The organism is Bdellovibrio sp. HCB-110, from assembly GCF_047323225.1.
Classification (GTDB): domain Bacteria; phylum Bdellovibrionota; class Bdellovibrionia; order Bdellovibrionales; family Bdellovibrionaceae; genus Bdellovibrio.
In genome coordinates, this window is the sequence record NZ_CP178750.1 from 253,285 (window position 1) to 267,411 (window position 14,127).

The 14,127-nt window shown below is 41.8% G+C and carries 11 protein-coding genes and 1 tRNA gene; 7 read left to right on the top strand and 5 right to left on the bottom strand.

Translation table 11 applies throughout. From position 1 onward, the window contains the following. Window positions 1-16: 16 nt before the first annotated feature. On the bottom strand, window positions 17-1,078 hold the full coding sequence (locus tag ACL934_RS01280) for a hypothetical protein (protein WP_374076936.1): 1,062 nt from the start codon (window positions 1,076-1,078) through the stop codon (window positions 17-19). Between the two features lie 172 nt (window positions 1,079-1,250). Here ACL934_RS01280 and rpsU point away from each other — a divergent pair, with 172 nt between their 5' ends. The 5 genes from rpsU to ACL934_RS01305 all read left to right on the top strand — a co-directional run bounded on the left by rpsU (window position 1,251) and on the right by ACL934_RS01305 (window position 6,297). Next, complete coding sequence (gene rpsU, locus ACL934_RS01285) at window positions 1,251-1,445, top strand: 30S ribosomal protein S21 (RefSeq protein WP_041872727.1); 195 nt, start codon at window positions 1,251-1,253, stop codon at window positions 1,443-1,445. Window positions 1,446-1,523: 78 nt separating this feature from the next. Next, window positions 1,524-1,970 (top strand): GatB/YqeY domain-containing protein, encoded by a 447-nt coding sequence (locus ACL934_RS01290; protein WP_374076938.1) that lies wholly within the window; start codon window positions 1,524-1,526, stop codon window positions 1,968-1,970. A gap of 121 nt (window positions 1,971-2,091) precedes the next feature. Further along, window positions 2,092-3,951: a DNA primase gene (gene dnaG, locus ACL934_RS01295; RefSeq protein ID WP_374076940.1), complete on the top strand. Its 1,860-nt coding sequence runs from the start codon at window positions 2,092-2,094 to the stop codon at window positions 3,949-3,951. A 14-nt stretch (window positions 3,952-3,965) separates the two neighbouring features. Then, window positions 3,966-5,795: an RNA polymerase sigma factor RpoD gene (gene rpoD / locus ACL934_RS01300; protein ID WP_374076942.1), complete on the top strand. Its 1,830-nt coding sequence runs from the start codon at window positions 3,966-3,968 to the stop codon at window positions 5,793-5,795. A gap of 425 nt (window positions 5,796-6,220) precedes the next feature. Then, window positions 6,221-6,297 (top strand) — tRNA-Met (locus tag ACL934_RS01305). 898 nt (window positions 6,298-7,195) lie between these two features. Here ACL934_RS01305 and ACL934_RS01310 read toward each other — a convergent pair. Genes ACL934_RS01310 through ACL934_RS01320 form a run of 3 tightly spaced genes read right to left on the bottom strand, consistent with a single transcriptional unit; the run spans window position 7,196 to window position 10,860 of the window. Beyond that, window positions 7,196-9,007, bottom strand: coding sequence for a P-loop NTPase fold protein (locus ACL934_RS01310; RefSeq protein WP_374076944.1), 1,812 nt, complete (start codon window positions 9,005-9,007; stop codon window positions 7,196-7,198). A 42-nt stretch (window positions 9,008-9,049) separates the two neighbouring features. Further along, the gene (locus ACL934_RS01315) at window positions 9,050-10,150 is read right to left on the bottom strand and encodes a hypothetical protein (protein WP_374076946.1); all 1,101 of its coding nucleotides are present in this window, start codon (window positions 10,148-10,150) and stop codon (window positions 9,050-9,052) included. Between the two features lie 17 nt (window positions 10,151-10,167). Beyond that, complete coding sequence (locus tag ACL934_RS01320) at window positions 10,168-10,860, bottom strand: TIGR02391 family protein (RefSeq protein ID WP_413612950.1); 693 nt, start codon at window positions 10,858-10,860, stop codon at window positions 10,168-10,170. 307 nt (window positions 10,861-11,167) lie between these two features. Between ACL934_RS01320 and ACL934_RS01325 the strand changes: the two genes are divergently transcribed. Together ACL934_RS01325 and ACL934_RS01330 are read left to right on the top strand one after the other, a co-directional pair. Next, complete coding sequence (locus ACL934_RS01325; protein ID WP_374076950.1) at window positions 11,168-12,664, top strand: hypothetical protein; 1,497 nt, start codon at window positions 11,168-11,170, stop codon at window positions 12,662-12,664. After that, on the top strand, window positions 12,639-13,193 hold the full coding sequence (locus tag ACL934_RS01330) for a hypothetical protein (RefSeq protein ID WP_374076952.1): 555 nt from the start codon (window positions 12,639-12,641) through the stop codon (window positions 13,191-13,193). Before ACL934_RS01325 ends, ACL934_RS01330 begins: the two co-directional genes overlap by 26 nt. 115 nt (window positions 13,194-13,308) lie before the next feature. Here the strand turns inward: ACL934_RS01330 and ACL934_RS01335 are convergent, their stop codons facing one another. After that, window positions 13,309-14,010 carry a hydrolase gene (locus tag ACL934_RS01335; RefSeq protein WP_374076954.1) on the bottom strand — a complete coding sequence of 234 codons (702 nt, stop codon included), beginning with the start codon at window positions 14,008-14,010 and terminating at the stop codon, window positions 13,309-13,311. Window positions 14,011-14,127 lie beyond the last annotated feature (117 nt).

Below are 14,127 nucleotides of genomic sequence, written 5' to 3' on the forward strand. Positions count from 1 at the left end.
TTGGATCGTTTATAAACTAATTTGAAGGCGTTGGGTATCGCAGATCGCGGTTGTAGAAGTTTTCCATCCAAGTTTTTTTACCCCAAAGCTCGCTCCACTTATGATCCAGCGAGTAAGCGGTGTTAGGAGTTTGAATTTGGTAGCTCCATTCACCTTGAAGACCCAAAACATGGAAGGTAAAGCTCTCTGCAAAATCCTCAAAAGGTGAAACAGCTGCGTAGGTCGTGACGAAGTTTGTTGGAGCCAACTCTTTATAGAACTGCTCCATGTCAGTAATGGTCAAACTTTTGCTGCAACCATAAAAACACAAGCTGTCCCAGAGGGGAAAATGGAATTCGTCTTTAGGTGCCATAGGATTTTTCCAACTCAAAGAGCCCCAAGAATTTGGCACGGGTACGAGCTTTTGAAACTCTTTTCGGTCACCTGTATCAAGCTTGCAGGTTTCTCCAGGAGGACAAACGAAGTCGTTACCCTTATTGCTGAAATCAAGAATGTGCCCGAACTCGTGAATCATCACGTATTGCAGAGCTGACAAAGAGCCTGGCAAAACAACTTCCACGCGAGGGCCTTCTGGCAAATGCACAAACGGAACCGCTTTGAGGCCGAAAGCTTTTTGCTCTTTCCAACCGAAAACGGACGTTGCATCGTAGGCTTGTTCTAAAAGAATTTTGCGAATTCCCATGAAAGAGCCAACAACTCCAGACGCGGCGTCTTCACGCACGATGCCCGCGTAGGCCAAGGCCTCCATTTCGTTTTCGACATAAATGACATCAAGTCCACAGAAGGCTTTTTGCACTTTTTCAGGTAAAATATCGTGGATTTTTTCGATGGGAGCCGCAAAGGCCTCGCTGCCCGGAAGGCATTGACGAACACCCACCGGATTCTGAGTAGAATTCACTAAACATGTGATGCGACGAATACGATCGCGGCAGTTTGTCTGAGTCAGAGGAGAGAATTGTTGGCCGGGAGTTCTTACAAACTGCAGTTGGCCGGGCTTTAAGATGTAAAAATCTTCGTTCGCGTGCGCCCCTGAAGTTAAAGATAAGCCTAATAATATCAGACAGATAAGAAATCTCATAAACACCCCTCGATGAATTTTTCCCACTCCTCGAGGGCACTGCCAATAAAAAAAGCACATGGGGAATAATAATTCATTGCGTCAGGACCCCAAGGCTTGCCCCTTTTATGCCCCTTTGTTATACACTCTGGTTCTTATTTCCACATCAGAAGGGCAGGTGATTGTCGTGGCAATGGTAAAGATCAAAGACGGTGAGTCTTTTGAATCTGCATTCAGAAAATTCAAAAAATCTTGCGAAAAAGCAGGTATCCTTTCTGAAGTAAAAAAACGTGAACACTTTGAAAAGCCTTCTGTAAGACTTAAAAAGAAATCTCTAGCGGCTCGTAAACGCGCTGTTAAGAAATCTAGAAAAGGTTGGAACGACTAATTTCCTTTGATGGACATTGGTTTTTTCTAAAGAGGCGACCTAGTGTCGCCTCTGTTCTATTCACCATGGAGGTCCTTAATGGAAATCAGAGATAAAATCGCCGCGGATGTTAAAGCCGCAATGATCGCAAAAGAATCAGCTAAGTTGGGAGCTCTTCGTATGCTCCAGGCTGCGATCAAAAATCGCGAAATCGATATGCGCCCAGATCCAATCACTTCTGACGAAGTATTGGGCGTGATCAAAAAACTTGTAAAACAAAGAAAAGAATCTATCGATCAATTTCAACAAGCCGGTCGTCAAGATCTCGTAGATCAAGAGACAGCAGAGTTGAAAGTTCTTGAAGTTTATTTGCCAGCGCAAATGAGCCGCGAACAAATCGAAGGTCTCGTCACTGAAGTCATCGCAGCATTGGGTGCTAAAACCGTGAAGGACATGGGTCCCGTGATGAAAGAAGTCATCGCGAAATCAGGTGGCGCCGCAGACAACAAAGTAGTAAGCGAAGTTATCAAATCAAAACTTGCATAGGTCGCTGAATCATTAGTTTTCTCCGCGTTGCTCGTCGTCGTAGTACAGTGTACGACTTCCTCCTCGCGCCTTGATAAAACTAATGCTACAGCGCCCTCAAAAAACATTTGTTGGAAGGTGCATGAGATTTAGCCAAGACTTTATCGAGAGAGTCTCTGAGGCGAACAACCTCGTCGACATTATCTCTCAATACACACAGCTAAAACCAAGTGGTAGCGGCCTTATGGGCCGCTGTCCGTTTCCTGATCACGTTGAAAAAACAGCGTCGTTCTCGGTTTCGGAAACCAAGCAGGTCTATCACTGCTTCGGTTGTCACAAAAGCGGAAACGTTTTTTCGTTTCTTCGCGATTATCAGGGCATGGGCTTTCCTGAGGCTGTTGAGTATCTTGCGAATCGCGCTAGCATTCCAATGCCGGCACCCGAAAAGGAAGATGAAGCTCGCGATCAAGTCGCTGACAAAAAGAAGTTGTTGTTAAAAGTAAATAAGCTCGCTGCTAGTTATTTTTCAGAGCAACTTAAGCGTGTTCCTCACGATCACCCTGTGCGCAAATACATCGCCAGTCGTGGACTTTCCGACGAGGTGATCGACACCTTCGGTATTGGTTACGCCATTGCTGAATGGGATGGTTTGGAAAAATATTTGGGCAGCAAACAAGTACCGATGATTTTGGCGGAAGAAGCCCGTCTGGTGAAAGCCCGTAACAACAAATCTGGTTTCTTTGATATTTTCCGTGATCGCCTCATGTTTCCGATCTTCTCTGCAATGGGAGAACCCATCGCATTTGGGGGTCGCTACCTTGAGAAAAAGGAAAATGAGCCGAAATATCTAAATTCCCCCGAGACTCCGGTCTTTATTAAGGGGAAAGTTCTCTACGGTTTGTCACAAACAGCCCGTTATATCCGTAGTGAAGACATGGCTTTGATTGTTGAAGGCTATATGGATTTGGTTTCTTTGTATCAAGCTGGTATTCGTAACGTGGTTGCGACCATGGGAACGGCTTTGACTCCAGATCACGGCAAAATGCTTAAGCGCATGACGAAGAACGTAGTGGCTCTGTTTGACGGAGACTCTGCGGGAATGGAGGCGGCCGAGCGCAGTCTTCCGATTCTTTTGGCGGCGGACCTGTATCCGAAGGGCTTGACTCTGCCTAATAGTATGGACCCTGATGATTATGTGAAAAAATACGGAGCTGAGGCCCTTAAAGTGGAACTCGATCGCGCTCCGGATCTTTTTGTGATGATTTTAGCCCGTTGGATGGAAGGTTATCGTGGTGAGGCTTCTGAAAAAGTGAAGCTTGCTGATAAATTGAAGCCATTATTTGAGACTATTCCAGATTTGCGATTACGGGACTTGTATTTGGCCGAAGCTGCGCAGAAGATGGGCGTAACTCTTCCCTGGCTGCGTCAAGCTGTGGGCCTGCAAAGCAGTGGACCTGTTTATTCGCAAAATCGCCCTGCAATGACTAGAACGGTGCAGCCAAATCCTTCGGCTAACCAAAAGGCCCCCGAAGTGGTGTCACAATCAGTAGAGGGAGGCAAAATCAGCCTCAAGGGAGCCTCTAAAGCAGAGATTCTGCTATTAGGATTGGTACTCAAAAGTCGTGCCAATTTCGAGCATTTTGAGAGTGAAAAATTGATTGAGAACGTTGCCCATGAAGGAGTGAAAAAGATCCTTGAAAAGGCGACGGATGTGTATAGACAAGATCTCAATAAGTTTGATAAATTGACCAGTCTTCTTGTCTCTTACGTTGATCAGCCTGAATATCTATTTCAAGTTGGGCCCACTCCTGAGGCCGAACCAGGTTTCGACGAAGAGGCAGAGATGAAGCTCTTGCGTGATTGCTTTAAACGCGTGAAAGAAAACTTCCTAAGAGAGCAAGCAAAGCAATTGGCGAGAGATCTTAAAAACGAACCTAGTTCGGAAAAGTTGGAACAGATTATGAATATTCAGAGAAATCGAATCTCTCTGAATAAAGGGTAAAAGGCGGGGTATTGATGAAACCGAACCTACCAAACAAACAAGAGAAAGAGCCCGTAAAGGTTCTTTCTTTGCAAGACCAAGAAACGTTGATTAAAGAAGAAATTCAACGGTTTCTGAAGCTTGCAAAGGAAAAAGGCGCGTTGACGATTGAAGAAATCAACGACCTTCTTCCACCAGAAATTATTGCACCATCTGTGCTTGATTCATTCATGCACGCCCTTGAGGGTGCGGGTGTAGTAATTTCAGACTTGTCTGAAACTTCGAAAGAAGAAGAGGGCGAAGGAGCATTCCTTGAAAGCCCGGATTCTGAAGACGAAGAAGTAGATGAAGAAGAAAAAGCGGAAAGCGAAGATGTTAAGGGGAACGATCCAGTTCGCCTTTATTTGCGTAAAATGGGTAGCGTGTCACTTCTTACTCGTGAGGGTGAAGTTGAGATCGCTCGTCGTATCGAAAAAGGGGAGCGTGAAATCGTTCGCGCCATCCTTTTGTCTCCACTAGGAACATACGAGATTATTCAACTTGGTAAACGTCTTGATGAAGGACGTATCAAAGTTAAATCGATCTTCCGTGGTCTTGAGGATGAAGATACTCAGTACGACGAAAAGGAATACATCGATAAGATTCATGAACTTATCGGCAAAGTAACCGAATACCAAAAAGCGGCTGAGAAACACTTCACGGTTCTTCGTAAAGAAGAAACGAACACTCCAGCTCGTCAAGCAGCTATGAAAGAACTTGTTGTGATGAACGACAAGTTGATGGCGAACTTCGAGTCTGTGAACTTCAACCGTAAGACAATCAACCGTATCGTGATCAAGTTCAAAAACTTGGTGAGCCGTATCGGAACTCTTCGTCGTCGTATTAAAGACGGTGTTGAGCGTACGTTCTCTAAAGATGTTGCTGCAATGGCAGAGCGTATGAAGTTGATCGATGCGAATGAAAAAGAACTAACAAGAATGACTCGCGATACTGGTTTGAATTACCAAAAATTCAAATCCTACGTATTGCAAGCTCAAGAGGCTGAAAAACGTATCAGCCGTCTTGATTCTGAAACAGAGATGAACCACAACTGGGTTAAGGAAACTTACACAGCGATTTGGAAAGGTGAGCGCGAAGCCGATGCAGCGAAATCAGAACTCGTTGAAGCGAACTTGCGTCTCGTTGTTTCTATCGCGAAGAAGTACACAAACCGCGGTCTTCAATTCTTGGATTTGATCCAGGAAGGTAACATCGGTTTGATGAAAGCGGTTGATAAGTTCGAATACCGTCGTGGTTATAAGTTCTCGACTTATGCGACATGGTGGATCCGTCAAGCGATCACTCGCGCGATTGCCGACCAAGCTCGTACAATCCGTATCCCTGTTCACATGATCGAGACTATCAACAAACTTGTTCGTACATCTCGTTATCTGATCCAGGAACTAGGCCGTGAGCCGACCCCTGAAGAGATCGCAGATAAAATGGACATGCCAGTTGATAAAGTTCGTAAAGTTTTGAAAATCGCGAAAGAGCCAATCTCTTTGGAAACTCCAGTGGGTGAAGAAGAAGATTCGCACTTAGGGGACTTTATCGAAGACAAAAAGGTGATCAATCCTGCAGAAGCGATTGTGAACCTGAACTTGGCAGAACAAACTCGCCGTGTTCTTTCGACACTGACTCCAAGAGAAGAAAAAGTTCTTCGTATGCGTTTCGGTATCGGTGAAGAATCGGATCATACTCTTGAAGAGGTTGGTCAGGACTTCAACGTGACTCGTGAGCGTATCCGTCAGATCGAGGCGAAAGCTTTGAGAAAGCTTCGTCATCCTTCTCGCAGCAACAAACTTAAGGCGTTTGTTGATAGCTAGTCTGTTGACGGTCGGTCCTTAAGAGGAAAACAAAAGGGCCAGCTAAGGCTTCTTCTCCGTGACACGCCCTCCGGGCTCAATCGGCCAGTAATACCGCCATCCGGGCGGGGCCGAAGGTCACTCCGAAGAATCCTTAGCTGGCCCTTTTGTTTTTTCTTAATGCTCGCAGTCTTTGCTTTCTATAGGCTTTAGTTGTTTGGGAAAATGTTTAAGTGGAAAAAATATTATTTCGGTTCCCGTTTCTCCAACGGTGGCTGTTGCTTGTAAGATCCGGAACTAAAGACTCTTGCAAAAATCAAATCTGTATTTCCTGAGTTGAAACTCGATGAGGTTATTTAGAAGGCTCTTGCGGCGTAGGGCGTCGTATCTGGCCTTTGAATGTGCAGGTCTCTTTTGGTAAGTTTATAGAGTCTCAGCGCACTTTTGGGGGGCTAGCTTAGTTGGTTAAAGCACGGTGCTCATAACACTGGGATCGGGGGTTCAAGTCCCTCGCCCCCTACCAAATTCGAAGGTATTAAACAGTGCTCCTGTAAACCGTTAAGAAAAGTAAAGAATCAAAAGTAAAATCAAACATATAAAGCAGAAAGCGGATTCTTGTTCGTTATTTGCGATATCCTGCTAAATCATAGTAAATCACCGCACTTGATATCAACTTGTAGTCACTGCCTGTAGTAAACGACCCGTATCCTACAGGCGTGCCCCTACAGTCTGTCATCCAATCACTCATTTTTCGAAGATCTATAACAATCTTAATGGCAGCCAAAACTTGTCCAATAATTCGTACATATATTCGAGTTATCAGATTCATGTTCGACAAGTTGGAACTGGCCTAAACAAGTTAACGGGAGTCCTAGATGCTTGTGTGCATGGATTTAAGAGTCGGTACGGTTCTAAAAAAATAATGCAGGAAGAGCGGCATACGCTTGTTGGAATTTCGAAAGCCACGGGTGTGCCAAAATCGACTATTTCTGAATGGCTTAACAATCGAACTCCTAACCCCACTCAGGCGGATTTATCTACACTTTTTACTGGAAGATGGCTGTTTGACCTAAATTAAAGAAGCACTATGAGAAACTCCAGACTGACCATTCCCTTTATCTGAATAAAACAAATGCGTTTGAAGGGCTACTTTTAGATTATAAAAATCATCAACTAAAGATCTTGGGCGTTTTTGAAGAACCAAAGAATAACTTTAAAAGTATCCGAAAAAAAATAGAATCAAATTTCCTCATTAAATTAGGAAAAATCGCTCAGACAACCTTTGGCAACAAAGAGTCCAAACTTCTATCAATCATTCTTTCGTTAAAAACAATGCATGTAATGAGAAAAAATATATCACAAGATTCCGCACGAAAAACTCTTCAAAGAAGTAAGGTACTTCGAAAGAAAAGGAAAATTGTTTAATCCTTACTTTCGATTTTATTCTTGAGCCAACCCATTCTTTTCTTAAGTCCTATTTCTTTGGAGGTAGACGATAAAGCGTCAATTCTTTTAGATAAAGCCTCAAGCTGAGCACTGCCATCATAATCCCTATAGTATTTCAATTTTTCTATACAAAGATTATAGTACTGATAGTGTTGTTCGGGATAACTATATAGTAGTTCATCTGCTATTTTCAAAATGTCTTCGTCCAAAATTAACGACATCAAATCATTAGGGTCACGGATTTCATGGAAATCATCATTTACATTTTTCCCTTGTTTAAGGTTTTCCATGATACTGTCCTTTTTCTTCTCAATTATAATCTCGATCCGAGCCGTTCGATAATAATCTAAATAAGGCCTCATGGCGTTCGTTTCCAACCCAGTTGAAAACGTCGACTCCAGGCGTGGATCTTCACTATTCTCTCGAATATGATCGCGAATACGATCCTTCATGGCATTATCTATATTAGGCATCTGAATACTTAAATGATCACATAGACGAGCTAGATTTCGATAAATTCTAAACAGGATATGAATATTGATATCAACGCTATAGTCTATAATATTCTTTTCAGCATCGTTTACGAGCCAATATCCATATTCATCGGGCTTGTATACCCAACTGAATTCCAACATTTGAGACAATACTCTCGAATAAGGCACTTCAATTTTGGGATTGAACTCTTCATTCATTCCAACTTTATTTAAGATACCTGTATAGACAAACTCATGTATCGCTTTTGAAAAGACAGCTTGTGAAGTATCCTTACTATAGAATCGAGCGAGAAACTCCGCGCTCTCCTTGTCTTTTCCAGTTAAATCTTCTTCTTTCTTTTTATTTATGGACATCGAAAGATAATAGTTATTTCCTCCGTATACCCAGGCATCGTCACTGATAGTTCCGCTTTCTGTTTGGTGGATTATCAACGAACAAAGATATCGAGCATATTTTGGATCAAGATTTAAATCCTTAATACTTAAAATCTCGTCCAAAGACTTTATAGATCGCTCAAGCGCTCTTAAGTTTTTACACTTGCTTATCGTAAATGCCTCAAGAACGGCTCCTTTAAAGTTTTCAATTTTCTCAAGATTTTCTAATGACACAAGATCTTTACATACACCATCAATTGTATGCGTAAAATTCGGTTCCCAACGTAAGGTCTTCCAAACCACCTTCTCCTTAAATTTGAAAAAATCGCTTTCTCGAGATGAGTCTGTTGATATACCTTTCATGCTATTCTCATTGGCAATCAAAGCTATGCGAGCCTCACACTCAAGGAGAAGTCGATCGACAAGGCCTAAAAGCTGATCATAAGGCACCTTTACCCGCTCAATATCATCCAAACAAATAACGGACCCTTTAGGAATTATCTTAAGCAGATTTAAACTAAGATCTAAAGTTTCCAATAGTTCTTCAGGATTTACGGTAGTTTTATTTTCAATAAATTTTGAAATAAATTTTAGACCTAGTTTAGGAGTTAATTGTGCGAATTTTACGACACTCTGAATGTGTTTTGAAAAATCTGTTTTTTCGTCTTTAGCTTTGGATATCGCCCCGCTGATAATTCTATTTTGAATAGAATCGATATCGGGTAGACCAAAAAGAGACACGTATATAGGGCTTTTTCCCAACATCGGCTCTACCTCCTTTTTCCAAAAGTAAGTTTTTCCGGAGCCCCATGGGCCTTCAAGTAAAATTGCCCCTGGAATTTTTTGAGAAGAAGATTCTAGTGAAGACTGGATTTGTTTTATCAACATCTCCGTTTTTGATTGGGTTAGGTCTGCCATAATATCTTTCTATAATTTAGAAACTCACGCAATGATGCGCATTTAAGCCTGAATAGTTCTGTTTACTTGAACCCACTCAATTATTGCTCTTAATAACTTCTTTAGAGTTTCAACCGCAAACTCAGATTGTTCAGGTCTGATATCAGGGACCTTTTGGTGTTTCATTGGTCCCGACATAAAATAGCTCGGATGTATAACTTTCCTATGCTCGTTAAGATCGATCAGTCGGGCTCTTAGCGGAGCATCAATGAGAGGTTTCGCACCAGTACTGGCCGCATCTATCAATACTGATAGCTTCCATTGCTTGGGGTCGTCCGGTAGTTTCTTATCCATCGTAAGACCCTGACGAATCTCACTCGCAGCAAAAAACGATAGAGCTCCTTCGCATAAAGCGGCAGACGATACTATGGTTAGATTGCAGCATCTTTTTTGATCAATACTATTGAGCTCCAGCAATTGAATTTTCCACCAAGCTAAATACTTTTCACATTCCATTGTTGTAAATAACTCTTCGAATGCAGCCAAAGGATCTGTCGCAATCGTTCTATTACTCTCTTTTCTTCGTATAATTTCGGATACATGATCCATTACTTGCGCAAATAGATCCTCATGGTTTCTGTGCAAATCTGAAGCCCCAATTTTCTGCACGAAATCTCCAGCAAACATATTCCCGGGCTTTTCGATTTGATCTTTATTGATTGTAAACTGTTTATATCGCGCCAATAAATTGAGACTTACAAGTATATCTTGTTGATTTCGAACTAACGAGTCGTCTATCTTAGTTGTTAAAAATGGAATACTAACGCTAAAGCCGTGGCGGCCTTGCGCCTTAAGCTCATCTGACAATACCGTCATAATATTATGCATAAGCTTTAAATTTCGTGGCTCCTTGGTTCGGAATCTAAACCAAGGAGACATAAAATATAGATAGTCTGGCTTGAGATAAAAAAGCTCGTCATTAAAGAACGCCTCCACGGTCCCTAATTTCATTAGCTTATCTATACCATCGTTAATTTCACCTTTTTGATAGCCAAATCTTCCACAAAGCTCATGTATCTCATTAGAAGACAATCCATTTTTGTCGGGTTTTAAATACGTAGTAGCTTCAATTCCAAATTGAATTACATCTTGTACGTTCGTCATTGGTGCTCCCTTAAATACTAAGAACCCACTTGAGGAATTTTTGCTTCATCAAGTTTATACATTTGCAAGCTCGCCAAAAAAAGAAAATGTATAGCTCTATTCTTATCAATTTTTATATTCTCATGGGCTTTGGGATTTCTAATCGCTTGAATAGAGCCCGCGAATATATGCCCATATCCCTCTTGCATGTTTCTTCCACTTTCGGATGTTAGATCTCCCACAACAATTTTTGGCGTGGCACCACCAAACACGTCTCTCATAAGAGGAACACCGTCTTTCTCGTCGCCATGCTTGAATTTTAAGAATAGCTTGATACGGTGATTAACCTCTTTAAAGGCCGATTCCGCCGAATCTGAATAATGCTTATCGAAAAACTTTTGACCAGAAACTCTTAGGATCTCGGGATGAAGAATCTTGAAAAGGTATTGATTCTCACCAAGATCATCAGAATCAATAGCTAGGATAGAGGGATCGATCAAAGTTTCTGGATGCGTTTTCAGTTCCTCCAGAAGGACATTCACTTTTCTTCGATAAAAATCAATTTTCTCCAGTACGTATTCGGCATCACTTGAAAAAATTCTTGAGTTGTTATGCTCGACAAAATTTTGAGCTTCAACATTGCTGATTGAATCGTTAATCACTTTTTTTGTCCGAGCATGCCATCGATCTACTCTTTCCGACACCTCGTCAGCATGACCTTTTTCACCCATACTCAATAGTTCAGATAGCTGAACTTCCATTTGCGAAATCGCTTGCTTGGCTTTTGTATTGCTCATTACGTCCTCACTTAACTGTAATCTAACAATCGTTTAATAGATTTATCTTATTTTATAAATCTCAAATTGGACTCCATTCGCCGGGAATCTTTAAAATCAAATAATTTCAATATCTTATCTTTTAAATTTTGTCCGACTGGGACATCTCAGCAACACACTTTTCGAGCTGTCCCATTCTCATCAACTCTATAATTGAAATAGAAGCTCCTCCATTGCCTAGAAGGGCTATGAAAGGACTCCAATGATGAACATCAGATTTTCAAGTACTCACCGAGAACAAGCTTGTAAAGCAATAGAATGCCTGAGCGGAAGCAGGTCCTCAAAAGTTACCATTCAGTTTTTGCACGATAGCGATAAGAGTATGCCCCCAAAGATTATTCATGGAACAATTAAAGAGTGCTGGAAGGAGATTAAAAACCGTAACATCAACGGCTATGGCGTTTTTTTTACAGTAAATAAGACCGATTTGAACGGCAGACGAAAAGACAACGTTCAGCGCGTGAGAGCAGTTTTTACTGACGACGACACAGGAAAAGGAAAAAAACCAAAATTGCGGCCTTCGGTTGTAATACAGTCAAAACGTGGTCTTCATAGCTACTGGCTAGTGGATGATCTAGCACTAGATAGCTTTAGCATTTGGCAAAAGCACATTGCCAAAATCCATAACACCGATCCGGCAGTCAACGATCTTCCCAGAGTCATGAGATTACCGGGCACATATCATATGAAGAATCTAAAATCGCCATTTCTTGTTGTGTTAAAAAAGGCTACAAATAGAAAGTTCTCATTGAAAGACTTCATTTTCGCATGGGGTAATCCAAAAAATAAGGAAGTCAAGCCATCAAACATCTCGAGCACGAAGGAAATCAGCCGTAAAGAAATTAGAAATATCCACCAATATTTCATTGAATGTCTTAAGAACGCTTACGATGGAAATCGAAATGATGTATGGATGAAGTTTTGTCGCGAGGCTCTTGCTCAGGAAGTATCCGAAAAGGATATGATCGAATTTAAAACTCAATTTTGCTCCCAAACTGACTTCAGCCCCGAAGAAGCAAGTATAGTTTATAAATGGCAAAAAAAATATCATGAGCAGAAAAACTTCACTTCCTCTTTACCAAAAGATGTTCGCCAAACGGCAAAGAATATTATTACTAAGTTCTATAGCGACCCAATTCAAGGGCAACAAACTTTGCTCTTCCATGAGGCAACATTTTGGAAATGGAACTTAAAAAAATATGACGAGATTTCCGTGGAGACGCTTGAAATAGATCTGTTAAATCATTTAGATGAGTTAGGAAAAACCAACATAAGTACTCACGAGGCCAAACAAGTCTGCGCTCATTTGAAAGCACTGTCTAAAACGAGAGAAGGACTTAATCGCAATAAATTTATATCAGATATGTCTAAATCAGAAGATCGATACGTCACATTCGAATCTGGAATTCTGAATATTTCACGACTAATCAGAGGAGAAATGGCAAAACAAGAGTACCATTCCCCAGATTTATTTTCGACAAATTGCCTTCCATTTAAATATGATCCCGAAGCTGCTTGTCCAATATTTCATTCAATCCTCAAACGAGCTCTGCCAAAAAAGGAAAGCAGAAGGGTGCTACTAACGTCTTGGATGGAATACAAACACACGGTGTTAATTATGGCAGTGTTCGCAGTATTAGATGATAATAAACTAAATCCTGTGGAGATATGTTATGGAAAAGATTTTAGAAATTGCTAAGGAAAGAATGAACCATCCTTTTATGGGCTCGTTCACGGTAGGTTTTATCATGTGGAATTGGCGGGCAGTGCTGTATGCAACAACTGGGAATGCTGATGCCAGTGCCAGAATTGAGAACATTATTGCAGTTACCATCGGAACAGGGGAGCAGAAATCTTGGACGTTTATTTGTGAACCTTTGATCTTCGCATTTCTAGTTGCGGTACTCATACTTCCTGTGGGTACGTTCCTCCTGGAAATTTGGAATCACCTAGCCTTGGTTCTTGAAGGTAATACGAAAGATTGGATTACAAATAAATGGAACACATCCGATGATATAAAGTTCCGACAGACACGCGATATTAACTCATACGCCAGAGCCTCTGTTGGTGAACTATGGAACCTCGCCAATAACAGCGCGAGCGTGTCATCAAGCGACGTTCACAAGCATTTGGGTAACTTAACTCAACTACTTGAACCCGTGAGAAACAACAATGCAGCTGAAATCAGTCGCACATGGCGTAACTTGCCGGAGCCCTACAAAAGCTAACCGTAGTAGATTGTAGTACATATTGAAAAAGGAGGTTGAAATTACAAGGAATTTTCTTCCTCCGCACTCCCTACCACATTCTTCTTACATTGTTTTTCTAAATCTATTCTTAAAATTAGTGCGGGGGATTGTCTTGAAGACGCATTTCCGCGCCACCTTTGTAGTTGTGATAGGCGGCGATTTCTCCTTCAAGTGCTAAGTACCAGCCCCAGCCAGCCCCTTGCTCCTTCACGGATTCCAGGAATCCTGGAACGGTCGCGCTGCGGGCCCAATCGCGTTGCAGTTCGCAGGCGACGGAATTCCATCCAACAGGTTGTGCTCCTGAGTGAACCATTCGTGTGATCGCGGCTTTGTGTCCTTCGATGGAGTTTGCACCAACGCAATCCACGACCGGAAAGACTTCGTATCCCTCTTTGAGAGCATCTAAAGTGGGGAAGAGCAAGCAGGCATCCGTCCACAAAGCTGTCATGATAAGTTTTTTGCGCTTAGTATTTTTAACAGCTTGATGGAATTCTTCGTCTTCCCAAGAATTGATTGTCGTTCGATCAATCGCCGGTACTCCTTGAAGCAACTCTTTCAACTGAGGAATTGTGTCGGGATTTCTTCCGTTCGTAGAATTCACCGTGCTTAGAATGATGGGAAGCTCAAAAGCCTTTGCCGTCTTGATTAAGGCCCGCATGTTATGAATCATCGTCTGACGATCCATCGAGAGAGTTGTGAATATTTGCGGTGGCTGATAGTCGATAATAACCAGAGCGGAATTTTTTGGAGTGAGTAAATGATCTTTCACCTGATCGCGAATGGGAGTGGTTTTCATCGTAGTTTCTCCTCGAATGAGTTTTAATAAAAGAAAACTATCGAAGAAAGAACGAAGCAATTCTCTTGAAGTCACTTTGTTAAATTTCAATTTAGTCCCATCGAAAAAGTTCGCAAT

What these genes read in the sequence shown, in the direction of transcription:
- ACL934_RS01290 (WP_374076938.1), top strand. Translation starts at nt 1,524, where the DNA reads ATGGAAATCAGAGATAAAATCGCCGCGGATGTTAAAGCCGCAATGATC.
- dnaG (WP_374076940.1), top strand. Translation starts at nt 2,092, where the DNA reads ATGAGATTTAGCCAAGACTTTATCGAGAGAGTCTCTGAGGCGAACAAC.
- ACL934_RS01325 (WP_374076950.1), top strand. Translation starts at nt 11,168, where the DNA reads ATGATGAACATCAGATTTTCAAGTACTCACCGAGAACAAGCTTGTAAA.
- ACL934_RS01320 (WP_413612950.1), bottom strand. Translation starts at nt 10,860, where the DNA reads ATGGGTGAAAAAGGTCATGCTGACGAGGTGTCGGAAAGAGTAGATCGA.
- ACL934_RS01335 (WP_374076954.1), bottom strand. Translation starts at nt 14,010, where the DNA reads ATGAAAACCACTCCCATTCGCGATCAGGTGAAAGATCATTTACTCACT.
- ACL934_RS01310 (WP_374076944.1), bottom strand. Translation starts at nt 9,007, where the DNA reads ATGGCAGACCTAACCCAATCAAAAACGGAGATGTTGATAAAACAAATC.
- rpsU (WP_041872727.1), top strand. Translation starts at nt 1,251, where the DNA reads ATGGTAAAGATCAAAGACGGTGAGTCTTTTGAATCTGCATTCAGAAAA.
- ACL934_RS01280 (WP_374076936.1), bottom strand. Translation starts at nt 1,078, where the DNA reads ATGAGATTTCTTATCTGTCTGATATTATTAGGCTTATCTTTAACTTCA.
- rpoD (WP_374076942.1), top strand. Translation starts at nt 3,966, where the DNA reads ATGAAACCGAACCTACCAAACAAACAAGAGAAAGAGCCCGTAAAGGTT.
- ACL934_RS01330 (WP_374076952.1), top strand. Translation starts at nt 12,639, where the DNA reads ATGGAAAAGATTTTAGAAATTGCTAAGGAAAGAATGAACCATCCTTTT.
- ACL934_RS01315 (WP_374076946.1), bottom strand. Translation starts at nt 10,150, where the DNA reads ATGACGAACGTACAAGATGTAATTCAATTTGGAATTGAAGCTACTACG.